The 26,199-nt window shown below is 50.9% G+C and carries 24 protein-coding genes; 15 read left to right on the forward strand and 9 right to left on the reverse strand.

Going from position 1 to position 26,199, the window contains the following annotated elements:
- Positions 1–31 precede the first annotated feature (31 nt).
- A complete protein-coding gene (locus NHG65_RS16845; RefSeq protein WP_085117480.1) occupies positions 32–427 on the reverse strand; it encodes a (R)-mandelonitrile lyase in 396 nt (131 codons plus the stop codon).
- Between the two features lie 85 nt (positions 428–512).
- On the reverse strand, positions 513–1,295 hold the full coding sequence (locus NHG65_RS16850) for a carboxymuconolactone decarboxylase family protein (protein ID WP_219016615.1): 783 nt from the start codon (positions 1,293–1,295) through the stop codon (positions 513–515).
- Positions 1,296–1,466: 171 nt separating this feature from the next.
- Here NHG65_RS16850 and NHG65_RS16855 point away from each other — a divergent pair, with 171 nt between their 5' ends.
- The 3 genes from NHG65_RS16855 to NHG65_RS16865 all read left to right on the forward strand — a co-directional run bounded on the left by NHG65_RS16855 (position 1,467) and on the right by NHG65_RS16865 (position 5,618).
- Positions 1,467–2,366 carry a LysR family transcriptional regulator gene (locus tag NHG65_RS16855; protein WP_499182451.1) on the forward strand — a complete coding sequence of 300 codons (900 nt, stop codon included), beginning with the start codon at positions 1,467–1,469 and terminating at the stop codon, positions 2,364–2,366.
- A 370-nt stretch (positions 2,367–2,736) separates the two neighbouring features.
- The gene (locus tag NHG65_RS16860) at positions 2,737–5,112 is read left to right on the forward strand and encodes a glucose/quinate/shikimate family membrane-bound PQQ-dependent dehydrogenase (RefSeq protein ID WP_099064763.1); all 2,376 of its coding nucleotides are present in this window, start codon (positions 2,737–2,739) and stop codon (positions 5,110–5,112) included.
- A gap of 311 nt (positions 5,113–5,423) precedes the next feature.
- Positions 5,424–5,618 (forward strand): hypothetical protein, encoded by a 195-nt coding sequence (locus NHG65_RS16865; protein WP_099064764.1) that lies wholly within the window; start codon positions 5,424–5,426, stop codon positions 5,616–5,618.
- On the opposite strand, the gene NHG65_RS16870 is transcribed toward NHG65_RS16865, so the two are convergent.
- Positions 5,619–6,875, reverse strand: coding sequence for an MFS transporter (locus NHG65_RS16870; protein ID WP_151415425.1), 1,257 nt, complete (start codon positions 6,873–6,875; stop codon positions 5,619–5,621).
- An 80-nt stretch (positions 6,876–6,955) separates the two neighbouring features.
- Entirely contained in the window at positions 6,956–8,263 is a 1,308-nt protein-coding gene (locus tag NHG65_RS16875) for an alpha-glucosidase/alpha-galactosidase (protein ID WP_499182452.1), read from the reverse strand.
- A 200-nt stretch (positions 8,264–8,463) separates the two neighbouring features.
- Here NHG65_RS16875 and NHG65_RS16880 point away from each other — a divergent pair, with 200 nt between their 5' ends.
- Complete coding sequence (locus tag NHG65_RS16880) at positions 8,464–9,306, forward strand: AraC family transcriptional regulator (protein WP_499182453.1); 843 nt, start codon at positions 8,464–8,466, stop codon at positions 9,304–9,306.
- Here NHG65_RS16880 and NHG65_RS16885 read toward each other — a convergent pair whose 3' ends face one another.
- The 4 genes from NHG65_RS16885 to NHG65_RS16900 all read right to left on the reverse strand — a co-directional run bounded on the left by NHG65_RS16885 (position 9,307) and on the right by NHG65_RS16900 (position 13,206).
- On the reverse strand, positions 9,307–10,758 hold the full coding sequence (locus NHG65_RS16885) for an EmmdR/YeeO family multidrug/toxin efflux MATE transporter (RefSeq protein WP_219016618.1): 1,452 nt from the start codon (positions 10,756–10,758) through the stop codon (positions 9,307–9,309).
- 148 nt (positions 10,759–10,906) lie between these two features.
- On the reverse strand, positions 10,907–11,305 hold the full coding sequence (gene gspS, locus NHG65_RS16890; protein WP_099064768.1) for a type II secretion system pilot lipoprotein GspS: 399 nt from the start codon (positions 11,303–11,305) through the stop codon (positions 10,907–10,909).
- A 189-nt stretch (positions 11,306–11,494) separates the two neighbouring features.
- Positions 11,495–11,854, reverse strand: a complete 360-nt coding sequence (locus NHG65_RS16895) for a diacylglycerol kinase (RefSeq protein WP_499182454.1) — start codon at positions 11,852–11,854, stop codon at positions 11,495–11,497.
- Positions 11,855–12,081: 227 nt separating this feature from the next.
- Positions 12,082–13,206, reverse strand: a complete 1,125-nt coding sequence (locus tag NHG65_RS16900; protein WP_499182455.1) for an N-acetyltransferase — start codon at positions 13,204–13,206, stop codon at positions 12,082–12,084.
- 784 nt (positions 13,207–13,990) lie between these two features.
- On the opposite strand from NHG65_RS16900, the gene NHG65_RS16905 reads away from it, so the two are divergent.
- Genes NHG65_RS16905 through spt form a run of 4 tightly spaced genes read left to right on the forward strand, consistent with a single transcriptional unit; the run spans position 13,991 to position 18,092 of the window.
- Positions 13,991–15,730, forward strand: coding sequence for a fatty acyl-AMP ligase (locus tag NHG65_RS16905; RefSeq protein ID WP_198404487.1), 1,740 nt, complete (start codon positions 13,991–13,993; stop codon positions 15,728–15,730).
- Positions 15,727–16,641, forward strand: a complete 915-nt coding sequence (locus NHG65_RS16910) for an NAD-dependent epimerase/dehydratase family protein (RefSeq protein WP_219016619.1) — start codon at positions 15,727–15,729, stop codon at positions 16,639–16,641. The genes NHG65_RS16905 and NHG65_RS16910 overlap by 4 nt, the downstream gene beginning before the upstream one ends.
- Before the next feature lie 31 nt (positions 16,642–16,672).
- Positions 16,673–16,933 carry an acyl carrier protein gene (locus tag NHG65_RS16915; protein ID WP_099064773.1) on the forward strand — a complete coding sequence of 87 codons (261 nt, stop codon included), beginning with the start codon at positions 16,673–16,675 and terminating at the stop codon, positions 16,931–16,933.
- On the forward strand, positions 16,920–18,092 hold the full coding sequence (gene spt / locus NHG65_RS16920; protein ID WP_219016621.1) for a serine palmitoyltransferase: 1,173 nt from the start codon (positions 16,920–16,922) through the stop codon (positions 18,090–18,092). Before NHG65_RS16915 ends, spt begins: the two co-directional genes overlap by 14 nt.
- 119 nt (positions 18,093–18,211) lie before the next feature.
- Here spt and NHG65_RS16925 read toward each other — a convergent pair whose 3' ends face one another.
- Positions 18,212–18,943, reverse strand: coding sequence for a dTMP kinase (locus tag NHG65_RS16925; RefSeq protein WP_413477806.1), 732 nt, complete (start codon positions 18,941–18,943; stop codon positions 18,212–18,214).
- Between the two features lie 355 nt (positions 18,944–19,298).
- Here NHG65_RS16925 and NHG65_RS16930 point away from each other — a divergent pair, with 355 nt between their 5' ends.
- The 7 genes from NHG65_RS16930 to lptG all read left to right on the forward strand — a co-directional run bounded on the left by NHG65_RS16930 (position 19,299) and on the right by lptG (position 25,922).
- Positions 19,299–20,024 carry a nucleoside/nucleotide kinase family protein gene (locus NHG65_RS16930; RefSeq protein WP_112349511.1) on the forward strand — a complete coding sequence of 242 codons (726 nt, stop codon included), beginning with the start codon at positions 19,299–19,301 and terminating at the stop codon, positions 20,022–20,024.
- Positions 20,025–20,054: 30 nt separating this feature from the next.
- Positions 20,055–20,810: a nucleoside/nucleotide kinase family protein gene (locus NHG65_RS16935; protein WP_099064816.1), complete on the forward strand. Its 756-nt coding sequence runs from the start codon at positions 20,055–20,057 to the stop codon at positions 20,808–20,810.
- A gap of 89 nt (positions 20,811–20,899) precedes the next feature.
- Positions 20,900–22,237 (forward strand): lipopolysaccharide biosynthesis protein, encoded by a 1,338-nt coding sequence (locus NHG65_RS16940; RefSeq protein WP_499183490.1) that lies wholly within the window; start codon positions 20,900–20,902, stop codon positions 22,235–22,237.
- Positions 22,234–23,076, forward strand: a complete 843-nt coding sequence (locus tag NHG65_RS16945; protein ID WP_099064778.1) for a hypothetical protein — start codon at positions 22,234–22,236, stop codon at positions 23,074–23,076. The genes NHG65_RS16940 and NHG65_RS16945 overlap by 4 nt, the downstream gene beginning before the upstream one ends.
- A gap of 62 nt (positions 23,077–23,138) precedes the next feature.
- Entirely contained in the window at positions 23,139–23,705 is a 567-nt protein-coding gene (locus tag NHG65_RS16950; protein ID WP_207978276.1) for a YtfJ family protein, read from the forward strand.
- 70 nt (positions 23,706–23,775) lie between these two features.
- Positions 23,776–24,846 (forward strand): LPS export ABC transporter permease LptF, encoded by a 1,071-nt coding sequence (gene lptF, locus NHG65_RS16955; protein WP_499182456.1) that lies wholly within the window; start codon positions 23,776–23,778, stop codon positions 24,844–24,846.
- Positions 24,843–25,922, forward strand: a complete 1,080-nt coding sequence (lptG, locus tag NHG65_RS16960) for an LPS export ABC transporter permease LptG (RefSeq protein ID WP_499182457.1) — start codon at positions 24,843–24,845, stop codon at positions 25,920–25,922. Before lptF ends, lptG begins: the two co-directional genes overlap by 4 nt.
- Positions 25,923–26,199 lie beyond the last annotated feature (277 nt).

The following is a 26,199-nucleotide window of genomic DNA, read 5'->3' on the forward strand; positions in this document are numbered from 1 at the left end:
CGCGGGCCGTGATCCGCTAGCCCCGCAGGCACTACTTTTGGTACTGCGCGTCGCTGACCTGCTCCATCCAGTCCACCGGGCTGCCGTTCAGTGACTCGGCGATAGCGATGTGAGTCATGGCGGTGTCCGGCGTCGCGCCGTGCCAGTGTTTGACGTCCTCCGGGATCCAGACAATATCACCCTGGTTCATTTCCTGGATCTCATCGCCCCACACCTGGATCCAACCGCGCCCCTGGGTGACGATCAACGTCTGACCAAGCGGATGGGTATGCCAGGCAGTACGGGCGCCGGGCTCAAAAGTCACGGTAGCACCGCCTACGCGGGCCGGTTCGCTGCCGGCAAAAGGCGCATCAATTCGCACCTTACCGGTAAAATAATCTTCTGGGCCCGGACGGGAAGGCTGGGAACCGCTGCGTTGAATTTTCACTTGTTTCTCCGTTTCGGCCAATGCGGCCGGGGCTAACATGGACAGAATAATTGTAGTGGCTGCGAGTAATTTCACCGGATAACTCCTAACGGGTGACGGAGGAGACAGAGGAACGTTTGGCAAACACCTCTTTGGCGACCGGAACGGCGGACATGGCGTTGGGCCAACCGACATAGAACGCCAAATGAGCCATCACCTCGCCCGCCTGTTGCTGGGTCAGGCCGTTGTCCATCGCCTTGTTGAGATGGAAGGTGATTTGCGCCACTTGTCCGTTAGCCACCAGCGCACTCACCGTGACCAAACTGCGATCGCGGGGTGCCAGTGCCGGCCGTAGCCAAAGGTCGTGAAACAACACGTCGGTGGTATAGGCCACCAGCCCGGGGAATTGCTCACTGCCGACCGCGTTTTCCACCGCACTGACCCGTAACCCTTCCGCCACCTCGTCAAGCGGCAACCGTTGAGGATCCGCCACAGGTAATTCGGCAGCGCTGATGCCACGCTGTTGATAAACCTCTCGCGCTGCCGCCACCGCCGCCATGGCGTTACCCCAACCGGTATAGAAAGCCAGATGAGTGATGATCTCCGACAGCTCGGCGGCGGTTACGCCGTTGTCCAATGCCAGGTTAAATTGCTCAGTCATCAGCGCCGTTTGGTTGCGGGCGATGACTGCGGCGACGGTGATCACGCTACGGTCGCGCGGCGAAAGCGCCGGACGTTGCCAAAGATCGCCCTGTAAGGTGTCGCGTTGAAATTTCGCCAATGCCGGTGAGACGCTTTTAACCCGCTCTTCCGACTCAGGGGTTTCTGCCCCGGCGCTGCCAGATATCGCCATCGACAACGAAAGGGCCGTTGCTGCAAAGTATTTCATTAATCTATCTCCCGATAAAAATGACACGTTAGACAAAAGATAGCGTCACGCCCGCATCACGACTAGATAGCAAAATGCGCAAGGAGCTATGAGCTGAATTCATTAATTGTCTATGGCCGTGGCAAGCGACTAGAATATCGCCATTAATTCAGCCCACACGGCGAGGCCGGGATGTTAAAAGAAAACTTTAACGATTTGATTTCGTTTCTGATGGTGGCCCGCGAACGCAGCTTCACCAGGGCGGCGGCAAAACTTGGCGTTTCCCAATCGGCCCTGAGCCATGCCATCAGGGGGCTGGAAGAGCGGCTGGAACTGCGTTTATTAACCCGCACCACCCGCAGCGTGGCGCCTACCGAGGCCGGTGAAAGACTGTTGAACAGCATCGGTCCGCGCTTTGCTGAAATTGAAAATGAGCTGGATGCCTTAAGTGAAATGCGCGAGCGACCGGCGGGTAATATCCGCATCACCGCCGGCGAACATGCCGTCGATTCGGTGCTGTGGCCGGTGTTGAAGTCATTTCTGGCGGACTACCCGGATATCAATGTCGAAATCACGGTAGACAATACCCTGACCGACATTGTCGCCGGCCGTTTTGATGCCGGGATCCGTCTGGGTGAACAGGTCGCCAAGGACATGATTGCCGTGCGCATCGCACCGGACATGCGCATGATCCCCATCGCCTCCCCCGCCTATTTTGCGCAAAACGGCACGCCGGACACCCCGCAGGAATTGCAAAACCATCGCTGCATCAATATGCGCTTACCGACCATGGGCGGCCTCTACGCCTGGGAGTTTGAAAAAGACGGCCGCGAGATCAAGGTGCGTGTCGAGGGGCAACTAACCTTTAACAGCCTGCGCCAACGCATTGACGCGGCGCTGCTGGGCTTTGGCATCGCCTTTGTCCCGGAAGATGCCGTCACCCAGGAGTTGGCCGACGGCCGTTTAGTGCAGGTGCTCGACGAATGGTGCCCGCATTTCCCTGGCTATTACCTCTATTATCCCAGTCGCAGGCAGCACACCACCGCCTTTGCGCTGTTTATTGAGGCACTGCGTTACCCGCGTCAAACCTGAACGGTTAGGTTACATGCATAAAACCAACAAATAATCGAAAAAACAGCACAAGCTACGTAATAAAATAATAACAATTAGAGTAACCTGCCCGCGCTTCAGCCAGAGCTGTCTCGCCCGTTGGCGATCATCTCAACAACGGCGCAGAAAGCCAGGTCTGACTCAGTCCTTTTTTGCTTTCGCCCCAATGACAGAGATTATTCAATAGCCCAAAACCAACCTCGCCACTTTTAGCGGCCACGGCCTTTTAGCCCTGGCGATGGAGAGGATTTGCCGAACGCACGGGATGGATTTTTAGGGAGAAACCGCGTGTTTTTTTGGATATGGCTTAATCTCTAAATCGGGGACTTTTCATTTTGGTAAGGATAATACTATGCAAAATAAAGCATCATTGTCGCCGCTCATCATCATCACGGCGCTGTTTGCCGCGTTGAGCGGACTCTATCTGCTGGGAGGCGGCATCTGGCTGGCCAAGCTCGGTGGTTCACTGTATTACATCATTGCCGGCCTGGTGCTGTTAGTAACGGCCTGGCTGCTGGTTCGCCGCCGTGCGACCGCACTGCTGCTGTACGCGGTGTTTTTACTCGGTACCACGGTGTGGGCGCTGTGGGAAGTCGGCCCGGACTTCTGGGCGCTGACGCCGCGGTTGGATGTCACCTTCTTCTTCGGCCTGTGGCTGGTGTTGCCCTTTATCTATCGCAAGCTTAACGCCCATGGCAAGTTGGCCTACAGCGCACTGAGCCTGGCACTGGTGGTCACCGTGGTGGCACTGGCCTATGCGGTGTTTAACGATCCGCAAGAGATCAACGGCACCCTTGAACCGGCACAGGCCAAGGTTACCCCTCAGGCGTCGGACGCTGACTGGCCGGCCTATGGCCGTACTCAGGAAGGCACGCGCTATTCCCCCCTGAGCCAGATCAATGACAAAAACGTCGGCCAGCTCAAAGAAGCCTGGACCTTCCAGACCGGCGATCTGAAAACCGCCAACGATCCGGGGGAAATCACCAACGAAGTGACCCCGATTAAAATCCGCGACACGCTCTATCTGTGTACCCCACACCAGAAGCTGTTCGCGCTGGATGCGGCCACCGGTAAGCAGAAGTGGACGTTTGATCCTCAGTTGAAGTTCAATCCGACCTTCCAGCACATCACCTGCCGTGGCGTCTCTTATCATGAGACCCCTGCCGCCGCGGGTACCGCCACCGACGCCTCTCCGGCACAGTGCGCACGCCGCATTATTCTGCCGGTGAATGACGGCCGCCTGTTTGCGCTGGATGCAGAGACCGGCAAGCCTTGCGCCGACTTCGCCAATAACGGTGAGCTCAACCTGCAAAGCAATATGCCGTATGCCACCCCGGGCCATTACGAGCCGACCTCACCGCCGGTGATCACCGACAAGGTGATTGTCATTGCTGGTGCGGTGACCGACAACTACTCCAATCGCGAACCTTCGGGCGTGATCCGCGGTTTTGACGTTAACAGTGGCAAACTGCTGTGGGCGTTTGATCCGGGTGCAGATGAACCCAACGCCATCCCGGCGGATGAGCATCACTTCACGCCGAACTCGCCTAACTCCTGGGCGCCTTCCGCCTACGATGCCAAGCTGGATATCGTTTACCTGCCAATGGGCGTCACCACGCCGGATATCTGGGGTGGCGATCGCACACCGAATATGGAGCGCTACGCCAGCGGCCTGCTGGCGCTGAACGCTTCTACCGGCAAGTTGGTGTGGTTCTATCAAACGGTGCACCATGACCTGTGGGATATGGACGTACCGGCCCAGCCAACGCTGGCGGACATTACCGACAAGAGCGGCAACAAGGTGCCGGTGATTTATGTGCCGACCAAGACCGGTAACATCTTCGTACTGAACCGCACCAACGGCGAGCTGGTGGTACCGGCGCCTGAAAAACCGGTTCCGCAGGGCCCGGCCAAGGGCGACCGCCTGTCACCGACTCAGCCTTTCTCTGAACTGACTTTCCGCCCGGAGAAAAAACTGACCGGCGCGGATATGTGGGGCGCCACCATTTATGACCAACTGGTTTGCCGGGTGATGTTCCACAGCCTGCGTTATGAAGGCACCTTCACCCCGCCTTCCGAACAAGGTACGTTGGTATTCCCGGGTAACCTCGGTATGTTCGAATGGGGCGGCCTGTCTGTCGATACTGACCGTCAGGTGGCTATCGCCAACCCTATCGCGCTGCCGTTTGTGTCAAAACTGATCCCACGCGGTCCGGGCAACCCTATCGAGCCCCCGGTCGGCGATAAAGGCGGCAGCGGTACCGAAGCCGGTGTGCAACCACAGTACGGTGTGCCATTCGGCGTGACCCTGAACCCGTTCCTGTCACCGCTTGGCCTGCCGTGTAAACAGCCGGCCTGGGGTTATATTTCCGCGGTGGATCTGAAAACCAACGACATCGTGTGGAAAAAACGCATCGGTACCGTGCGCGACAGCTCTCCGTTGCCGTTACCGTTCAAAATGGGTATGCCGATGTTGGGCGGACCGGTCTCTACTGCCGGGAATGTGTTCTTCATTGGCGCAACGGCGGACAACTATCTGCGTGCCTTCAGCGTGACTAACGGTGAAAAACTGTGGGAAGCGCGGTTGCCGGCCGGTGGCCAGGCGACACCAATGACCTATGAGGTCAACGGTAAGCAGTACGTGGTAATTTCCGCAGGCGGTCATGGCTCATTCGGCACCAAGTTGGGCGACTATATTGTCGCTTACGCCTTGCCAGATGAGAAATAATCGTCGAGGATAGTCCTATCACAGAGCACGCCACCCGGCGTGCTCTGTCTCCACAAAATACCCGCCAGATCCTTTCCTGCCTGATCGCACCAACCGCACAATAAATTTCACCTTACATATTGATAATGATTATCATTCGCAATATTATACCCACGTAGGCCCCGGCAGTGGCCGACAATCATCTCTATATCACAGGCAGTAAACTGGCGGCCGCCTTCGGGCGGCCCTATTCGGAGGCATATGACCAAACAGCGCAGCAGGCAAACAACCCCTATCACCCCAGCTATCCACACCGGCGCGGAGGATCTCATATGAGCCAACAACCCCTGACCGCCATGTTGATGCTGATTTATCTGCTGCTGATGGTACCGGCGCTGTTCGCTATCGATAACCGCCTGAGCACCACCCGCTGGGGCCAGGGCCGCCTGGTTCGCAAAACGCTGCAAACCGGGTTTATCATTGCCCTGACCCTGCTGTTCTTCGGCCTCATGACGCTATTGTATTGATTAATTCGCCGCCACCGGCAGCACGGCTTCCTGTTTTACCACCGCAACCTTGCCGCTCAGCGCGAAGGCCGAGATCAGGGTAAACAGCAAGGCAATGCAACCGAGGATAAGATACGAGGTTTTGAAGCCGTAGTTGACGTACATCAGGCCCGCGGCATAGGACATGCCGATAGCCGACAGCTGCTTGAAGAAGCAGAAGCCCCACAGGTAAATTGATGCCGAGAGGTTAACGTTAAACTGGGTGGTAATGTATTTGAAAATGCCCACCAGCAGGAACGGCACTTCAAACATATGCAGGGTTTTGAGGAAGATCACCGCGGTCACCGAATCTGCCTGCGAAGAACCGATAATCCGCACCGACATAATCACCCCGGCAATCAGCAGCGCGTTCTTGCCGCCAATACGGTTGATGATCAACGGCGCAAAGAACATGATAAAAGCGTTAAGAAACTCACCCAGCGTGGTCACATAGCCAAACGCCTGGGTCCCCGCATGTCGGTCGCTGAAAAACGAAGTGAAGAAGTTGGCGAACTGCTGATCGAACACGTCGTACACGCAGGCTACCCCAACGATATACATCACCAGGCACCAAAATTTTCGCATTTTCAGCAGGCTCAGCGCCGCTTTCAACTTGACGGGTTTATGGTTAAGCGCTAATCCGTCCGCCACCGCCAGCGTGTTATTTTGCTCCGGTTTGAACATATACAGCAGACCGGCCAGTACCAGTGCAAAGCTCGACGCCAGCCAAAAAGCGAACTGGTTATTAATCGTAAACATATAGCCGACGATCGAGGCGCAAATCGCCCAGCCAATACAGCCAAACAGGCGCGCCCGGCCATACTCAAATTGGCTGCGGCGGCTCACCTTCTCGATATAAGCTTCAATCGCCGGCGAACCCCCGCTGCACACCAGCCCCAGATAAATACCGCACAGCAGCGCCCCGAGCACAAAGTTGGTTTTCAGCAGCGGCGAAAAGACATAAATAAACAGCGGCGCCAGAAACAGCAGCAGGAAAATGATCATCCACAGCAGGTGTTTCTTCAGGCCAAACTTGTCGGTGACAAAACCAAAGATCGGCTGGAACACCAGGGCAAACAGCGCCATGCTGGCGAATACCAGGCCGGTTTGCTGCTGATCGAGCTGGTTGACGTCATGCAACCAAATCGGAAAGAACGGCAGCACCGCGCCCATGATAAAGAAATAGAAAAAACAGAAGGCACCGAAGATCCAAAAGTTCTTGTTTCTTAAATAAAACATGGCTCACCATCCCATTTATGACGGCGCAGGAAGCCCCGCGCCTTGTGCGTTTTGAGGAGGTAATACAGTCAGTTCAGCGATCAACGGTAGGCGGGAAGCCAGTTACCGTGAGCCTCAATCAGTTCATCGCAAAGCTTGCGAATATCATCAATCGAAAGCTCGGCAGACGTATGCGGATCCAACAGCGCCGCGTGGTATATGGCCTCACGTTTATGGGTTACCGCTGCTTCAATCGTCAGCAGTTGGGTATTGATATTGGTGCGGTTGAGCGCCGCCAGTTGCTCCGGTAAATGCCCGACATAGCATGGCGAGATCCCCTGCCCATCCACCAGGCAAGGCACTTCGACACAGGCCTCGGCAGGCAAGTTGGTAATTAAACCGGTATTGAGCACATTGCCGCCAATCTTGTACGGGCGATCGGTTTCCATCGCTTCGATAATATAGGACGCATACTCATGCGTGCGGGTATGCGTCAGGGTAGCGTCATTCGTCAGCGCCAGCTTGCGCTGTTGCCATTGGTCGATCTGTTCAATGCAGCGGCGCGGATACTCATCCAGCGGGATGTTAAAGCGCTCAATCAATTCCGGATAATTGCGCTTAATCCAGTAAGGCATGTACTCGGCATTATGCTCGGAAGACTCAGTGACGTAATAGCCAAAGGTTTTCATGATTTCATGGCGCACCATATCATCATGCTTGCCCTGCAGCGCGTTGGCGCGGCGCTTGATTTCCGGGTACAGATCCTCGCCATGACGGCGAACATCCAGCAGCCAGGCCATATGGTTGATGCCCGCGATATGGAACTGCACGTCATCGGTAGGCATATCCACGCTTGTCAGCAGCGTCTCTGCGCAGACCTGAACGCTGTGACACAACCCCACGGTTTTCACGCCGGTATGACGCAGCATACCGCCGGTTAAGGCTGCCATCGGGTTGGTGTAGTTCAGCAGCCAGGCATCCGGGCATACCGCTTCAATATCCCGGGCGAAATCAAACATCACCGGCAGGGTGCGCAGTGCGCGGAAGATCCCGCCTATCCCCAGGGTATCGGCAATGGTCTGTTGCAGGCCGTACTTTTTAGCAATGGTGAAATCGGTGATGGTGCAAGGATCGTAACCGCCGACCTGGATGGCATTCACCACATAATTGGCATTTTTCAATGCCGTGCGGCGATTTTCCACCCCGAGATAAGGGGTGATTTTCGCCCTGCCGGCGTTAATATTGCGGTTGATATTGCTCAGCATGGCGAAAGATTCGTTGAGACGGGCGCTGTCTATGTCGTACAGCGCGATATCCACTTCTTTCAATGCCGGGGTCGCCATGATATCGCCGAGGACGTTCTTGGCGAAGATGGTGCTGCCCGCGCCCATAAAAGTTACTTTAATCATCGTATTTCTCCGCTGCACTGGTTTTCGATAGGCTGAAATTACCCTGCAATGCCGAAGCGAGATATGGATGAATGTGACCTCATTATGGCGAAAAATGACGCAGCGCAAAAACTGTGAGCCAGGTCTGGATTTGGTGGCACCTCACCCCTTATACGGCAGCTACACTGCTACAGTGGGTAAGAAAACCAGGACAATAACTGATGCACAAGAGTTTTACCCTAAGCCGCACCGACAATATTGAGCTGAATCTGTACCAATATGGTGAGGAGAACTGTGACAAAGGGCATAGCTTTGGCCCCGCCGTACGCCAGCACTATTTATTTCATTATGTGATAAGCGGCACCGGGGTGCTGCACAGCGAATACGGTGCATTTCCGGTGGTGGCCGGAGAAGGTTTTTTGATCCACCCACACGACGTGACCACCTATTGCGCCGATAAAAAAGATCCCTGGCATTACATGTGGCTGGAAGTCGACGGGCTGATGGCCGGCAAGCTTTTCGAAGAGTGCCACCTGAGTCGCCAGTTCCCGATTTATCGCGCCCGCCCCTCGGATGAGACGCCCCAGGCCCTGCGCTACCTGCGGCGACTGGTCACTCATGACGATGAACACCGCCTGAAAACGCTCGGCCTGAGCTACCTGTTTTTTTCGGCGCTGATCGACCATAGATTACAGGGCAGCGACGAACACCCCAGTGACAAGGCGCAGCATCTGCACAAAGCGGTCAAACTGATTGAAAACCGCTACCACGAACAGCTGACCATTGCGCGCCTGGCCGCCTACTGCAATATCAACCGCAGTTATCTGTGCCGCTTGTTCAAAGGGGCATACGGTATTGGGCCAAAGGAATATTTGCTTAACTTCCGCATGACGCTCGCCACCAGTCTGTTACGCAACAGCCAGACGGCGATCAAAGTGGTGGGAATTTCGGTCGGTTATGAAAACCAGCTGCACTTTTCCAAAGCCTTCAAGCAGGTCCACGGTATCTCACCGGCCAAATGGCGGCAGGAGCACTGCCCGCTAACGCCGGTGGACGCGGAATGATCACTTCACCCGATCCTTTTCCTCAGCGACTTTCGATTTTATCCGCGGGTACTTCCACAGCCAGCGCCCGCTGACCATTCGCCAGTAGAACAACGCACCGCGCACCGCCCAATCCATAAACATGCCCAGCCAGACGCCGACTACGCCCATTCCCAGCAGGATACCCAGCGTATAGCCGGCCACCACGCGGCAGCCCCACATACCCAGCATCGACACCCACATGGCGAACCGGGCGTCACGCGCGCCTTTCAAACCGGCGGGCAGCACCCATGAGGCGGCCCAAATGGGCATAAAGGCGGCGTTGAGCCAGACCAGCACCTTCACCACTTCCTTCACGTCATCTTGCTGGCTATAAAATGAGGCGAATACCCCAGCCAGCGGTGCGGTACCCCAGGCGAGCGCCGTCAGGCCAATGGTCGCCAACCAGAAGATATGGCGCAACTGCCTTTCCGCCTGGGCTATCTGCCCTTTCCCCAGACGTTTGCCGACAATAATGGTCGACGCCGACCCCAGGGCGTTGCCCGGCAGGTTAATCAAGGAGGCAATAGAGAAAGCGATAAAATTGCCGGCGATAACGTTGGTGCCCATGCCGGCGACAAACATTTGCGTCAGCAATTTACCGCCGTTGAACAACACCGACTCGATGCTGGCGGGAATGCCGATCCCCAGCACTTCCCACAGGATCGTCAGCTTTAACGGGCTAAAATAACTTTTCAGCGTGATGTGCAACGCCGGGTTAAAGCCGATCATCAGCACATAAATAATCGCTATCGCACCGATATAGCGGGAAATGGTCAGCCCCAGTCCAGCCCCGACAAAGCCCAGGCCATGCCAGCCCAACATGCCGTAAATCAGGATGCTGCTGATGATGATATTCAGGATATTCATGCCGCCGTTGATCAACAGCGGGATTTTGGTATTCCCGGCACCGCGCAGCGCCCCACTGCCAATCAGTGCAATGGCTGCCGCCGGGTAGCTCCAGACCGTGGTTTGCAGGTAAGAAAGCGCCAGCGCCTTCACCTCCGGCGTGGCGGCACCGGCAATCACATTAATAATCTGCTCGCCCGCCAAATGGATGCCCACAGCCAGCACCAGAGCCACCAGCGTCATCAACACCAGCGACTGACGGGCCGCCGAACGGGCTCTTTTGCGATCCCGTTTGCCGAGGCTGAAGGCCACCACCACCGTGGTACCCAGATCCACCGCGGCAAAGAAAGAGATAATCACCATGTTGAAGCTGTCTGCCAGCCCCACTCCGGCCATCGCCTCCTTGCCAATCCAGCTCACCAGAAAAGTACTCAGCACCCCCATCAGCAGGACGCAGGCGTTCTCCATAAAAATCGGCACCGCCAGCGGTGTGATCTCACGCCAAAACAGGACGCGGTAGCTTTTGCGTTTGGGGTACCAGGGCGTGTTTTCCACACGCTGACGCAGGGCAGCATATAAGTTCAAGATCGGCTCATGGGATAAAAGTGAAACAACATTTCAAATAATGAGTGACAGATGCTTATCCTGCAAAGAATTTTTTGCCAATGCGCTGCGGATTAGGAAAATGGCTGGGGCAGAGCTGTATGCAGCGCCCACCTCAGCCAGGCATAGACTACTCCATGTAGTCTTCCTGATCGGACTTGGCTGCGGCAATAAAGTTTGCGGTGCGATTGTTCATCACGGCACATTTGTCCGTCAGCAACTGACGATCCTCCAACACGGCCAGGTAGCGTGCCTGAGCCAGTGCCGGCAACTGCTGATAGCCCGCCGCCTTCGTATCCCAGCCGCGATGCTCTGCCACGCGCATCGCGGTGCGTTGCAGTTTGACATCATCTGGAATATCCGCACGACCACAGTTTTGCCGCAGGAAATGACTGCCCGCCAACAGGGTAGAAAGCTGATCCAGCTGCGCTTGCAGTGCCGTTGGTGGCTTATGCGCCGTTTGCTGGCAACCCACGAGAAAGACCAGGGCCATAGCGCCCAAAACTGAAGTACCTAACACCCTAAGCATAGCGATTACCCTTAAATAAAAGATGGTTAACATCAGCTTAGGCGAGCGATGAAATACTGCAAGCCGACGGATAACGGGCGTCTTGGATAGCAATTCAAATCAACGGCAAAGAACACTTTTCGTTGTTGGTACGGTCTTTCAAATTCTTGCATGTTGCGCAGGGAATATCGGCGCCGATGCGATTGGTGATCAAAATAACACGACCAGCCAAAGGGCTATTGTCATAATAACCGTGACCAACTGTGCCGCACCGCCTAAATCCTTGGCTCGCTTCGATAAGGGATGTATATCCAGAGAAATGCGATCGACGACGCTCTCAATCGCAGTGTTAAGCAACTCAACCACCAGTAAAAGGAAGCAACTTGAAATCAATAACAGCCTTTCCATTTTTGTAATATCTATAAGAAATGTAACTATCAGTAAGATTAAGTTAATAATGAGTAACTGACGAAAAGCGTCCTCTGTGATAACGGCACCAACAAAACCGTCCAATGAGTTTTTTATGCTACTGGTTAAGCGTCTTATTCCTTTTTTCTTTTCAAATGACATGCATTTACTCTTATAAAAATCAGGGTGATTTATAAAACCAATAAATAACGCACCGGTAGTTATTGGTTAAATGATTAATAAAATAAAACAATCCCCCTGGTAACAGGGTTAATCCGGCAATGTGGGATCACAAACGACAAAAAAGGAATTTCGGCCATGGATGTCCTCTGACCACAGCACGTATTGCATCATCTTGAGCGCACCTTAAGTGCCCTCTATCAGACGAGTTAGAGTTGCTTTTCGTATAAACGATAGCGCTTGTAAGGCACTGCCCCAATTCGCTCCAGGATCGTACGCATACCGCTATTGGACTCCAGGATCCATGACATCTCTAATGCATCGATATTGCGCTTCGCAAAAGGGTCACGTAACGCCTCAATAAGTAACAACGCGATAATCGGCCCTATCCGGCTAAATTGATACTCTTGGCGAACCCCCATCAGAGGGACTCTGGCAGTACGTACGCCACTCACTTTCAGACGCCATAACAGCTTCGCCCAGCCAAAGGGCAATAAACGCCCGTTCAGATCGGCTATAGCCTCATTGATATTGGGCAGCCCCACAATGAAGGCACAAGGGACTGAATCTACTTCAGCAATAAAAATCATGTCGTCAGGGACCAGAAACTTCAACTGGTCCCCCATGGTGGCGAACTCATGCTCGGTAAAGGGGACAAAGCCCCAGTTATCTTGCCAACCCGAGTTAAAAATTTCGCGAAGTACCTGCATTTCCTCGTTAAATCGTTTGCGATTGAGGCGGAGAAGGGTCACCTTTTTACCTGCCTGCGCCATCATTTTGGTTAATGAAGGCGAGAAATTCAGGTCAGTTCGTTTCATCCAATAAGCCAATAAATCTATGCCTTGTGTATATCCCTGGCGCTCTAAATTGGTGGCATAGTAAGGTTTGGCGTGTGTCATCAGGGCTGACGGCGGAGTATCAAAACCTTCAACCAATAAGCCGCTTTCCTGATTGATATTAAGGCTAAATGGCCCGGTGATTTTTAATGCACCTTTTGACTTCAACCAATCTTCCGCTGCGGTAAATAACGCTCTAAAAACCTCCGGATCATCGATAGCATCGATCATGCCAAAATGGCCGGTATCTTCGCCATAGCGTTCGCGGTGTAAGGAATCAATTTGAGCGGTTATCCGCCCGACGACCTTCCCCTCTTTTTTGGCTACCCATGCCTGCCATTCTATATGTTCAGTGCCAGGGTTCTTCTTGGAAAGATGCTCTTCACGCTCTACATACAAGGGAGTAATCCAGCTAGGATCATTGCGATAGAGTGATGAGGGAAAATCGATAAATGCCTTAAGATCACGCTTATCCAGGACAGTCTCAATGCGAATCATAAATAACCTTAAAATTTAATAACATAATCAAATGAAATCACTATTACGCCAGTGATATTTTCTGACCGGGGATCCATTATTGACGATGTCTTATTCCTATAAGAGATAAGAAAATTTAATTAATGTCTAAAGTCAAAAAAGATGTTACCCGGCCAGAGTTTACCCTGGCTGTTGCTGTTCTTTATCCAAAGAGCTACCTGACAGGGACGTGCAAACGCTAAGGAAACCACTCCTTTTATTATTTAGTGCTATTTCTGGCGATAAAAAACTTACCGTTTTTAGTTTACTAATTCTAGTCTGGGGAAGCATTGTCATATTTTACCATTAAATGCTCTTTCTATCCTTCCGACTAAATGAGGCTTTCACTTTTCGACGTCTTCCGGATACTGTTTATGATATGTTTAAGTACGGAGATAACCATGCGCAAGGTCAGATCATATAAACCGGCGATTATTCCCATCCAAAAATGTGTCGAAGACAGGCATTGGATGAAGGTTGTCGACCAAAGGGCCATGATATCCGGAGCCAATGATAACAGCCCGTACATCCACCGTTCGCTGGGCATGATCCTCACGTGAAATAGACATGGAATATCGACAACCAATCTCTCATCTTTAGTTCAGAGTAGACATGGTGGTTATTAACCATCGCATGCGCTATTTGTAGAATGAAAGAAAATGATTGAATAACAGATATATTCAAAGCATTTTCATTGTAAAACGCTAACTCTCACGCCAATAGCCTTTTGTCTTTTTGGTGATTTTAATCTATGGCTAATTTGTCTATGTCTGAAACAAGCTCAACTCATTCTCTTCCCATGCGTTATGCAGATTTCCCCACGTTGGTGGAGGCTTTAGATTATGCAGCGCAGGGCAGTACAGGAATGAATTTTTACGATCGTCGTAATCAGCTCGTGGCCGTACTGGAATATCGTACGCTGAAACAGCGGGCGGCAGCGGGTGCACGACGTCTGTTATCACTGAATCTCAACAAAGGCGATCGCGTTGCGCTTATCGCGGAAACCAGTGCGGGTTTCGTCGAGGCGTTCTTTGCCTGCCAATATGCCGGCCTGGTTGCTGTGCCCCTGGCCATTCCTATGGGGGTCGGACAGCGTGAGTCCTATACCATCAAGCTTCAGGGTCTGATCAATAGCTGTAAACCTGCAGCCATTATCAGCGGTGAAGAATGGGTGCCGTTGATTAGCTCGGCGGCTCTGGATACACCACCGGCACATATTCTTAGCAACGCAGATTTTAACGCATTGCCTGAGCGGGATATTGAACTGCAAGCGCCGTCATCCGACGACATTGCCTATCTCCAATATACATCGGGTAGCACTCGCTTTCCGCGCGGAGTCATAATTACCCAACGTGCCGTTATGGCTAACCTGCGTGCTATCAGTCATGACGGCATCAAATTACGTGCAGGCGATCGCTGCGTCTCCTGGTTGCCCTTCTATCACGATATGGGGTTGGTCGGTTTCCTGCTCACCCCCGTGGCGACCCAGTTGTCGGTTGACTATCTGCGCACGCAAGATTTTGCAATGCGACCAATGCAATGGTTAAAACTGATTGCCAAAAATCGCGGTACGGTGTCCGTCGCTCCTCCGTTTGGTTACGATTTGTGCTTACGTTACAGCCACAACAAAGAGCTGACCGGGTTGGATCTTTCCAGTTGGCGGGTTGCTGGCGTGGGGGCGGAGCCTATTCCGGCAGAGTTACTTAATCAGTTTGGTGAGCACTTCAGCCACCTCAACTTTGACAGCAAGGCACTCATGCCCTGTTATGGTTTGGCCGAGAATACCCTTGCGGTAAGTTTTTATGACGAAGCCTCTGGCGCACCAATCAACGCAGTCGACCGCGAGATTTTGGAATACGAGGGCAAAGCGGTAGCACCTGGCAAAAAAACGCGTGCCACATCAACGTTTGTCAATTGCGGCAAGGCGCTTCCAGGCCATCGTATCGAAATTAGAAATGAAACCGGGCTCCCCCAGCCAGAGCGGCAGGTCGGCCGTATTTTTATCTCCGGCCCCAGCCTGATGAATGGATATTTTCGTGATGATGCATCGCAGCAAAAAATTCAGGCGACGGGTTGGATGGATACCGGTGACCTGGGGTATTTGCTGGATGGGTATCTTTACGTCACCGGCCGCAAGAAGGATCTGATCATTATTCGGGGCCGGAATATTTGGCCTCAGGATATTGAATATGTCGCGGAATCCGAGCCTGAAATCCGCTCAGGTGATGCCATTGCCTTCGTCACGGAAGAGCACGCTGACGGCGCCAGAATTATTCTGCAAATCCAGTGCCGGGTCAGTGCTGAAGAGCGGCGAGAGCAAATCGTCCATACGCTGAGCGCACGCATACAAAGCGAATTCGGCATTGCGGTGGATATTGAACTGCTGCCACCCCATAGCATTCCTCGTACATCTTCGGGGAAACCGGCCCGCGCCGAAGCCAAGAAGCGTTGGCTAAGCGCATCAATCTGTCCGCCGATGCATCAGTTGGCAGGTTTTGCGCAATGATCGGCACCGTTGCCATTACTGGCGCCACGGGTTTTATTGGCCAACACGTCGTGCAGAACCTGCTTTCGCAGGGTTTTACCGTGCGGGCCCTAACCCGGCGTACCGGTAAAACGTCGACCGATAACCTGACCTGGATCCAGGGGGCTCTGGAAGATCGGGACTCTCTCAGCGAGTTGGTTAGTAACGCGGAATTCGTGGTTCACTGTGCGGGACAGGTCCGTGGGCAGACCGAAGAAACCTTTACCCATTGCAACGTTAGCGGCAGCCTGCACCTGATGCAGGCGGCGAGACAAAGTGGCAGTTGTAAGCGTTTCTTGTTTATATCTTCCCTTGCTGCCCGCCATCCTGAGCTGTCTTGGTACGCGAATTCAAAACATATTGCCGAACAACGGTTAATGACCATGGCCACGGACATTTCACTGGGCATTTTTCGTCCGACCGCAGTTTACGGGCCCGGTGATAAAGAGCTTAAACCGATATTTAGCTGGCTGCTACGTGGCGTCCTCCCCCGGTTGGGTTCGCCGGAAGCCAAGCTGACTTTCCTGCATGTGAGCGATTTAGCTGAAGCAGTGAGTCAATGGTTATTAGCCGAACGTCCCCAGGCGCAGACTTATGAATTATGCGATGGGATAGCCGGTGGTTATAGCTGGCGGCGCTTACGGGAAATAGGTGCCGCGGTGCGTAATGGCCCCGTGCGGCTACTGGGGATCCCGCTGCCTCTGCTGAATATCATGGCAGACATCAGCATTTTGTTGAGCCGTTTGGCAAAGAAAGAACCCATGCTGACGCACAACAAAATACGTGAATTAACCTATCCGGACTGGTCTGCGAGCAATCATCGCTTATCCGAGAGTATTAATTGGTTTCCCAAGGTCAGTTTGGAGCGCGCGCTGCGTGAAGGTCTATTTTAATTATCTTAATTAGAGGTTTGCCAAAGTTCTTATGCTAAATCGCGACGCTGTAATGGATTATATTCTTACTTGCTTACAAGGTCTCGTCGAAGGCGGATTAGAAATCAAACCTGATAGTGATCTCGTCAATGATCTTGGCCTGGAGTCCATCAGGGTCTTGGATCTGCTGATGATGTTAGAAGATGAATTGGATATTTCTATTCCTATCAATATATTACTTGATGTCAGAACGCCAGAGCAGTTGCTGAACGCACTACTCCCTCGCCTGGAGGCAACGAATGGGCCTGTATGATAAATTTTCACGGCTTGCCAACGATCGTGAGCAATTCCAGACTTCTGGCCTAAATCCCTTTGGCACCTGCATTGATGAGATTTACTCCGCGACCGAAGGACGGATTGGTAACCAGAAAATTGTCCTGGCAGGGACAAATAACTACCTTGGCCTGACTTTCGATGCGCAGGCGATTGCCGATGGGCAGGCTGCGTTAGCCGCCCAGGGCACCGGTACAACGGGTTCGCGCATGGCGAATGGCAGCTACAGTGCTCACTTAATGTTAGAGCAAGAACTGACTGCTTTCTTTGACCGCCCTACCGCCATTGTGTTTCCCACTGGGTATACCGCAAACCTCGGGGTAATCAGCACGCTAGCGGGCCCCGGCTCAGTGGTGCTGATAGACGCAGACAGCCACGCGAGTATTTATGATGCCTGTGCCTTGGGCGGCGCTGAAATCATTCGTTTCCGCCACAATGATGCGAAAGATCTGGAGCGCCGTATGGTGCGCCTCGGCGAGCGTGCTCGAGAGGCAATAATAATCGTTGAAGGCATTTACAGCATGCTGGGTGACGTTGCTCCGCTGGTCGAAATCGTCGACATCAAACGGCGTCTTGGCGGTTATCTGTTGGTAGACGAAGCTCACTCATTTGGCGTGATGGGGGCTAACGGACGCGGTCTTGCAGAAGCGCTGGGTGTTGAGCAAGATGTTGATATTGTTCTGGGCACATTCAGTAAAAGCCTGGCCTCTATCGGTGGCTTTGCCGTCGGCAGCAAGGCCATGGAGGTGCTGCGCTACAGCAGTCGCCCCTATATTTTTACCGCCTCACCTTCACCATCAAGTATCGCTTCGGTGCGTTCATCTTTGAAAAAGATCGCGCAGCATCCTGAACTGCGGGAAAAACTCTGGAGCAACGCGCATCGGCTTTATCAGGGTCTTGCCAAGCTGGGCTATGAGCTGGGCCCGCGTATCAGCCCGGTCGTTCCGGTCATGATTGGTTCGAAAGAAGATGGCCTGCGTTTCTGGCGCGACCTGATCGCAAAGGGTGTTTATGTCAATCTGGTATTACCACCGGCAGCGCCGTCAGGAATGACGCTTCTGCGTTGCAGCGTTAATGCTGCACACAGTGAAGAAGAGATTGATACGATCATTCAGGCTTTTGCCGCACTGAAAAAGTAATTGCCTTCATATTGCCCATGAGAGAGTCATGGTTAATATTCAAAGAGACGATGCCCTTCTCTTGGTATTACAGATTATACCGGCCTTTCTTAATTGTCTGGCAGAAAGGCCGGTGATAATTAGTAGGTTACGACTGAATCATTTTCGACAGCATAGCGATATCCATGCGCTTCCATAAATTCATCAATGGCTTTTTCAGCGTCAGATAACACTTCATCAAGCGACTTATTAGCATCAATATTTGCAATTTCCGCGCCTTCAAAAGTGAGTAGCGGTGTCAAGGCAACCTTTTTTTCCAATGACTCTTTCTGATGATCGGGCTTACGCGCACAAGCGACATCAATATCAACATTTAACTTTATGACCAAGTCCGGTTTATGATCTGCCATCCATTGGAAAGCTGCGCGCTCACGTCCCGCCAACCACTTGACAAAGCGGCTGCCTTTTACATTTACGGGAAATACGGTGCCATCATATCCGCCAGGGATTTGCACCTGTGGGAAACGGTCGGTTAATACGATGAGCCCTTGCCGACGAAAAGCCAACATTCGGCGAAAACGTATCAATCGACGTAAAACGAAAGTGATAATGACCAGTGCCGGCAATAAACCAAGCCTGGCCTTGGTGGATTTGACTTTTTTTGTATTACGTTCAATGGCCTTGCCAAAAAAACTCCCCATGAGTGGGAATTGTGAGACAGCACGTCCGACATTTCCTGCCTGCTTGCCCAGATGAACCCTTACTGCCGGGCCGTATTTTTTTACATGAACGATAAGAGATTCACAGACAGTAGACTTACCAGAGCCATCACTGCCAATAACCGCAATCAGCGGCGGTAATTTTGAATTCATAATAAGACTCGCTTTTAAGACACCTGATAAAATGTACCATTTCGCAAGAAAAAAGTCGCTTAAAGCCGTGACCAACCCGACAAGAAATAAACATCCTTAATCCAATGAGATTGCACACAAAATATTAAGAAAATATTGAAGCACTCGTTCCTGTCCCCGTCACTGTGATATCCCATTAGCAATAAGAGCCATAAGGTAAATCTCGGTAACAATTAGCACAAAAAAACAAGACTGCCATGGTGGAATGTAATTACCGGCAAAATAAATTTGATAATTATCGAGATAGAGCACAATAAATACCTTGAACCCAAGACTGATTACAATACAATGGTTTCTTTGTATTGGACCCATTACTGTGAGTCAACAGACAATATCCATTGCTAATCATCCCCCTGTGCGCGTAATAGCAATAACGGGCTGTGATGGTTCAGGAAAATCGACTTTGGCTGCCAGTCTGGTCAATCATCTATCAGCGCAAGAGCCGACGGAATTACTTTATCTCGGCCAGTCTTCGGGACGTATAGGAGAATGGATCAGCGGCTTGCCCATTATTGGTGCACCCTTTGGTCGTTATTTACTGGCGAAGTCTGATCGTGTTCATGAGCACCCTTCAACACCTCCTGGCAATGTAACGGCGCTGGTGATCTTTTTATTGTCATATTGGCGAGTTTATAAGTTTCGCAGAATGTTGGCGAAAAGTCGCAAGGGGCAATTGCTGGTGACGGATCGTTACCCACAAGCGGAAGTGGCGGGTTTTCGTTTCGATGGTCCGCAACTTGCAAAAACGGTTGGCGGTAATCGTTGGGTACAAAGGTTGAGAAAACATGAGCAAAAGCTGTATCAGTGGATGGCGTCTTATCCACCTTTCTTATTGATTCGTCTCGATATTGATGAAAAAACCGCGTACTCACGTAAACCCGATCATAAGCTTTCGGCTCTGCGTGAAAAGATTGCCGTCATCCCTCACCTTACGTTTAATGGCGCAAAGATACTGGATTTAGATGGGCGCGAGCCGGCGAGTAAAATTCTCGATGAGTCACTGCGTGCAATTCGAACCTCACTGACGACGTCAGAGGTTTAGTCTTTTGATGACCTTTTCATGCTGAAAAAAATGCAAAAAAATAAATCAAATACACAAAAAGATCCCTCATCTGCATGCATTACCGGCCTTATTGCGGTGGTAGGCAGCGACGGCACTGGAAAGTCCACGCTTACCGCCGATTTGGTCAAAAATCTGCAAAAATACCGGACAACCCAGCGTCGTTATTTAGGGCTTATCTCCGGGGAGGATGGCGATAAAATTAAGCGCCTGCCTTTCATTGGCGTATGGCTTGAACGGCGCCTGGCCGCCAAATCTGACAAGACTCAGCGCATGAGCAATAAACCACCGGCACTCTGGGCGGCATTGATTATGTACGGTTTTTCATTGTGGCGCGCGGCCAATTTACGCAAAGTACAGCGTCTGGCACAGAGTGGGGTATTGGTGATCAGCGATCGTTTTCCACAGGCAGAAATTTCCGGTTTTTACTATGACGGACCGGGCATTGGTGTGGAGCGCGCAAAGGGCTGGCTAATGACTCGTTTAGCGGCTCGTGAACGACGACTGTATCAGCGGATGGCCTTATGCCGCCCCGAACTTATCATTCGTCTTGATATTGATGTCGATACCGCCTTTTCACGTAAGCCCGACCACAGTTATGAAGAACTGAAGGACAAAATTTCAGCCATGGTTCGGCTACAGTATAATGGCTCCAGAATTATCGAGTTGGATGCCAAAGCCCCCTACGATGAAGTACTGGAAAAAGCACTGAATGCGATAACTTCAGTTTCAATGCTTCCATCGCGTACCCATTCCACTCTCGGCTAGCGAAATCACTCTTATATGCCGGGATCCCAACAATATTACTCATTCTCAAGTCAGAGTGGGTACATGTGGTTAGTATGGCTGGTTTGACTATGAAGCATTGGTTTTCCGATGGTGCTTTTCGCTCCATCTTACGTAACGCCGCCTATTTAGGCTCCGGCAGTGTGGCTAGTGCATTGCTTGGGTTACTTGCGCTTTCTTGTGCCGGTAAAGGCATGTCGCCCGAAATGTTTGGTGTACTTGTAATCATTCAGGCTTATACAAAAGCGATCAGTGATTTTATCAAGTTTCAGACATGGCAATTCGTTGTTCAATTTGGCACTCCCGCATTAGAACGCCAAAACATTCAACGCTTTCGTGACGTCATTTCATTTTCATTCGGTCTGGATATCGCGAGCGGAACCATTGCCGTGCTTGGCGGTATGTTATTACTCCCCTTCCTCTCTCACGCCTTAGGCTTGGATGAGGAAAGTTTTTGGCTCGCCATTCTTTACTGCACATTAATCCCGTCCATGACGTCGTCAACCCCTACGGGGATTTTACGGGCGTTTGACCGCTTCGATCTGATTGCCGTTCAGCAGGCTATAAAACCCTTTTTGCAGGCGATCGGAAGTGTCCTGTCTTATTATTTTGACCTGGGATTCCCGGGTTTTATCATCACATGGTATGCCTCCAACTTAATCGGAGGAACCCTGTTTTGGTGGTTTGCCGCGCGTGAATTACGCCGCAGGGATATTCATAATGCGCTGAAACCACGGCTATTTAAGACCGCACGCCGCATAGAGGGAGCCTGGAATTTCGTATGGACAACCAATTTTGCACATACGATTTGGGCTACGCGTAACTCGTGCAGTACCGTTTTAGTTGGCGTCGTTTTGGGTCCGGCAGCGGCTGGGTTGTTCAAAATTGCAATGACCTTCTTTGATGCCACAGGCACCCCGGCCAAGTTGCTGGAAAAGAGCTTCTATCCTGAGATCATGCGCCTGGATCCTCGCACGACAAAACCCTGGCTACTGGGCCTCCGATCGGCATTGTTAGCCGGGGGTATTGGCTTCGCCGTGGCCCTTCTGGTGATCGTCGTTGGTAAGCCATTAATTTCAGTTGTTTTCGGTTACCAGTACTTGCAAGCCTATGATTTAATCCAAATCATGCTGGGTGCCATTATCGTGTCCATGCTGGGATTTCCTCAGGAGTCCCTATTGTTTATGGCAGGTAAACAGCGGGCTTTCTTGATAGTGCAAACCATCGCCGCAGTCTCATACATTGGGCTCTTAATCGTCATGTCTCATATCTTTGGTGTGCAAGGCGCGGCATTCGCTTATTTGGCAGGCCAATGTCTAGACGTTTTGTTGACGCTAATTCCGACTATAAGTGCTTACCGTAATCGCTATTTACTGGGATTCAATGTATCCAGAGAGAGTAATCAATGACTAATAGCAGCAACAGGAAAAAATTCTCAACAGAAACGATCCAATTACTGTTTACTGCGGTAGAGACAGATGACATCGTTGAGGCGGATATTCATTTACCTCAGCATATTGACTTGCAATGTTCCTATGAGAGCATTCAGGATAATTATGCCTTGTGTCTGCAGTTTTGGCAGGACGGTTTCACCCGACAGGAGCTATTACGCTTAGTCAATGATTTTCTTAAAGATGTAGAATTATCTGCGGCAACGCGTATGCGCTATAAGTATATTCGTGCGCGTTATAAGCATTTACGCTTTGCTCAGCGGCTTTACAGCAAAAAGCATAACTCCAGTCACCTCTTTCACTTAACAACCGTAGTTCTTGGGCATTTTCAGGATGCTTTTCGCAACGGCAATAAAGAGAACCTTAAACTCTACGGTAATATTCTCCGGATCCTCCTCAGCAAGCCGATTTGGTCGCTGGTGAATTACGCTTTGCGTCATATTCACTTAGAAACCGAGAGCAATTTTATTGCATATCGCCAGGAGCAAATGCGCGAACTTCAGAGGCTAATTGCTGATCCACAGCTCACTGGAAAGCAGTTCCACGATGTGCGGAAAATTATTAGCCAACAAGTCTCATTTTACGACACGCTGAGATCTATAGATCCCAGCAACCGGGAAGCCCGTCAGATTTCCAGATTTTTGGCCGCTATTAATGGGTTAATGGGAGATCGGCATGATGTGATGGTGGCGGATAAACTGGCCGGGGGGAAATCCTATGATGAGCCAACGATGCTGGATGTCGATATTCGCCAACGTCTGGAGTTACTTCTCGAGCGATATCCTATGCAAGTTTAGCCGCAACGGGAGATTACCGCCCTCCTCTGCAGCCAAAATTTTTATACATTATGGTTATTTGCATGACGTTACGTAGATTACTGACAATTTCGCTGCTGCTGTTCCCACTGGTCACATCAGCGCATAATTTTGTTCAGGGTGAACCTGTCGCACCGGTAGTCATAGCCGATCGCGGAGAGTTACTGCTTGAAAATGACAATTTTCGCTATAAGAAATGGGGTAGTTCAGAACTGACAGGAAAAGTTCGCGTCATTCAGTGCATCGCCGGCCGCACCTCTGCCAAGAAGAAAAACTCGATGCTGATTACCGCCGTCAAGGAAGCAAATTTTCCGAACGACCGTTTTCAGCCGACCACTATCGTCAATACTGACGATGCAATTCCGGGCTCGGGCTTCTTCGTGCGCAGTAAAATTGAGAAAAACAAAAGGCATTATCCCTGGGCACAATTCATTGTCGATAGTAATGGGCTGGTCCATAACGCCTGGAAGCTGCCAGAAGAAAGTTCAACAATTGTGGTACTGGATAAAGCAGGACGCGTCCAATGGGCAAAAGATGGAGCTCTGACCCCGGATGAGGTTAATCAGGTGATCGCCCTGCTGCGAAAGCTGATTGCCGATGATAAATCATGAAGAAAAACGTGCTGGAAGCGGGCCTTTTCTCAGCAAACATGCGTTTGATATTAAGGGATATAACTAGCTTATGGCTTTGATTGAGCGCTATATCATGGTTGAAATCCGCCGATTAGTGATGATCATCGTGGGTTTTCTCATCTTTATGTTTGCCAGCTACTCAGCCCAACGGTATCTCACAGAAGCTGCCAATGGGACATTGGCTCTGCAAATCGTATTTGATGTTGTCTGTTATAAGATATTGATTGCATTGGAGATGCTTCTACCAGTAGGCCTTTATGTTGCCGTCGCGGTTGCGCTGGGCCAGCTCTACAGCGATTCTGAAATAACCGCCATTCACGCCTCTGGCGCCAGCCCGTGGCGGCTATACAAAGCGGTGTTGGTTCTTGCCATTCCTCTGGCCCTGTTAGTAACACTTCTTTCTCTGTACGGCAGACCCTGGGCTTACGCCAATATTTATCAGTTGGAACAACAGTCACAATCCGTGCTGGACGTGAGTCATCTGCAGGCGAATAAGTTTAACGTTAATGGCAGCGGCAGAATGATCCTCGCCTCTCGTATTGACCCAACGTCAAATCATCTTACAGACGCATTGATTTATTCACGCTCGACCAACAACACCAGTTTATATCGGGCTCATTCGGTTGAAGTTATAGATCCTTCACCTTCAAGCCCCTCCGTGATGCTAAAATCCGGAACCGCCTATGTGTTAGATCGCCAAGGCACAGATGATAACATGCAGAATTATAATAATTTAAAGATATCGCTTAAACCTTTTATTGAAAACATAGAAGTCAAGCGGAAATCAGCATCATTGGCTGCGTTATCACGCTCCACTGTCCCTGCGGACAGGGCGGAATTACAATGGCGGGAAAGTCGTGGTATCAGCACCCTACTGATGGTGTTATTGGCGATTCCATTAAGCCGCATAAAACCTCGCCAGGGTCGCTATACAACACTGCTCCCCCTCACGCTCTTATTTACCGCTATTTTTTATGGTGGGAATATCTGCCGTACGTTGGTGGCTAACGGGACTCTTCCCATTACTCCAGGTGTCTGGTTAGTCCCGCTATTAATGTCCATTGGCCTGTTAATTCTAATTTCGCGTGATTTCTCACTGCTACGGAAACCATTTCGATGAACATCTTCAGTCGTTATTTGATCCGTAATCTCTTTATCGGATTTGCAGCCGCTGCCGGATTGTTAATTCCATTATTTACCACCTTTAATCTGATCAACGAGCTAGAAGACGTCACTCCCAATGGATACCACTGGACTCAGGCTCTGTTAGTTGTGTTAATGACATTACCCAGAAGCCTCGTTGATCTCGGCCCGTTTATCGCCTTGCTGGGTGGCATCGTTGGACTTGGACAACTGTCAAAAACGCTTGAATTAACGGCGATGCGTACCGCTGGCTTTTCAATTTTCAGAATTGCTTTGGTGACTCTTTATGCCGGCCTTTTTATCAATCTGTCATTAGGCGCTCTCGATGAGTGGGTAGCCTCACCGATGCAGCAACAGGCCCAGGAACTTAAAGACACCGCCCTGGCTAAAACCAATAACGGCGCTGACTCCGGCAATGCCTTGTGGGCCAGAAGTGGAAATGAATTTGTTACCGTAAAATCCCTGGATAAGCAAAACCAACCCGTCGGGATTGAGATATTTCGCTACCAACCCGACCTCACCCTTGAATCCTACGTTTACGCTGAAAAGGCTACCACCGCCAATAACGGACTGTGGACCTTGCATCAAGTCATGCAAAAACAATGGAAAAACAAGAAAGAAGTCGTACAAACCTATGATGATTTACCCTGGCAATCTCTATTTGCCGGGATGAACCTGAAAGGCCTGACCATGCCTGTTGATAGCTTCTCTAGCAAACAACTGAAGCAGTACATTCATTATCTGCAAAATTCGGAGCAACCCAGTAATGAATATCAGATCGCTTTATGGCAAAAACTGGGCCGCCCAATTTTAGTCCTGGCCATGATTTTATTAGCCATCCCATTCACCTTCAGTATTCCCCGTGCGCCAGGGTTGGGTAGCCGGTTAGCCATTGGTGTCATTGTTGGGCTGCTTACGTATATCATATACCAGATAATTCTTAACCTTGGATTGCTGTTTTCTCTCAACGTTCAATTAACGACCCTTGCCCCACCTATTTTATTGTTGATGGTATCTTTAGCGCTCGTTCATCGATTTAATAAGCAACATTAAACCTCAATTGAGTATTACTAACACAATAAATTGATTATTTTATTTTTTTACAATGCATAGAAAACCTATATCAATAAAATTATCGTAAAAATAAATGCGCCAACATTTCTTCCTCCGGTTTATTTCCATACTAATTAGCATGCTTATTAAATATCACTTGAACCTTTGATTTCAAAGATATAATTTCTTTCTCGATAATTTGGTGTTATAGGAAACGTTTTATGGCACCACGGCAATGTACTGGCTACTTAACAGTGGTTAGCTGTAGCTACTCGAG

This window comes from Serratia myotis (genome assembly GCF_027474885.1).
In the GTDB taxonomy this organism is placed as follows: Bacteria; Pseudomonadota; Gammaproteobacteria; order Enterobacterales; family Enterobacteriaceae; genus Serratia; species Serratia proteamaculans.

Bases quoted from the DNA above. Each gene is read 5' to 3' on its own strand.
- NHG65_RS16850 (WP_219016615.1), bottom strand. From the start codon at position 1,295: ATGAAATACTTTGCAGCAACGGCCCTTTCGTTGTCGATGGCGATATCT.
- NHG65_RS16855 (WP_499182451.1), top strand. From the start codon at position 1,467: ATGTTAAAAGAAAACTTTAACGATTTGATTTCGTTTCTGATGGTGGCC.
- NHG65_RS16860 (WP_099064763.1), top strand. From the start codon at position 2,737: ATGCAAAATAAAGCATCATTGTCGCCGCTCATCATCATCACGGCGCTG.
- NHG65_RS16865 (WP_099064764.1), top strand. From the start codon at position 5,424: ATGAGCCAACAACCCCTGACCGCCATGTTGATGCTGATTTATCTGCTG.
- NHG65_RS16870 (WP_151415425.1), bottom strand. From the start codon at position 6,875: ATGTTTTATTTAAGAAACAAGAACTTTTGGATCTTCGGTGCCTTCTGT.
- NHG65_RS16875 (WP_499182452.1), bottom strand. From the start codon at position 8,263: ATGATTAAAGTAACTTTTATGGGCGCGGGCAGCACCATCTTCGCCAAG.
- NHG65_RS16880 (WP_499182453.1), top strand. From the start codon at position 8,464: ATGCACAAGAGTTTTACCCTAAGCCGCACCGACAATATTGAGCTGAAT.
- gspS (WP_099064768.1), bottom strand. From the start codon at position 11,305: ATGCTTAGGGTGTTAGGTACTTCAGTTTTGGGCGCTATGGCCCTGGTC.
- NHG65_RS16895 (WP_499182454.1), bottom strand. From the start codon at position 11,854: ATGTCATTTGAAAAGAAAAAAGGAATAAGACGCTTAACCAGTAGCATA.
- NHG65_RS16900 (WP_499182455.1), bottom strand. From the start codon at position 13,206: ATGATTCGCATTGAGACTGTCCTGGATAAGCGTGATCTTAAGGCATTT.
- NHG65_RS16905 (WP_198404487.1), top strand. From the start codon at position 13,991: ATGTCTGAAACAAGCTCAACTCATTCTCTTCCCATGCGTTATGCAGAT.
- NHG65_RS16910 (WP_219016619.1), top strand. From the start codon at position 15,727: ATGATCGGCACCGTTGCCATTACTGGCGCCACGGGTTTTATTGGCCAA.
- NHG65_RS16915 (WP_099064773.1), top strand. From the start codon at position 16,673: ATGCTAAATCGCGACGCTGTAATGGATTATATTCTTACTTGCTTACAA.
- spt (WP_219016621.1), top strand. From the start codon at position 16,920: ATGGGCCTGTATGATAAATTTTCACGGCTTGCCAACGATCGTGAGCAA.
- NHG65_RS16925 (WP_413477806.1), bottom strand. From the start codon at position 18,943: ATGAATTCAAAATTACCGCCGCTGATTGCGGTTATTGGCAGTGATGGC.
- NHG65_RS16935 (WP_099064816.1), top strand. From the start codon at position 20,055: ATGCAAAAAAATAAATCAAATACACAAAAAGATCCCTCATCTGCATGC.
- NHG65_RS16940 (WP_499183490.1), top strand. From the start codon at position 20,900: ATGAAGCATTGGTTTTCCGATGGTGCTTTTCGCTCCATCTTACGTAAC.
- NHG65_RS16945 (WP_099064778.1), top strand. From the start codon at position 22,234: ATGACTAATAGCAGCAACAGGAAAAAATTCTCAACAGAAACGATCCAA.
- NHG65_RS16950 (WP_207978276.1), top strand. From the start codon at position 23,139: ATGACGTTACGTAGATTACTGACAATTTCGCTGCTGCTGTTCCCACTG.
- lptF (WP_499182456.1), top strand. From the start codon at position 23,776: ATGGCTTTGATTGAGCGCTATATCATGGTTGAAATCCGCCGATTAGTG.
- lptG (WP_499182457.1), top strand. From the start codon at position 24,843: ATGAACATCTTCAGTCGTTATTTGATCCGTAATCTCTTTATCGGATTT.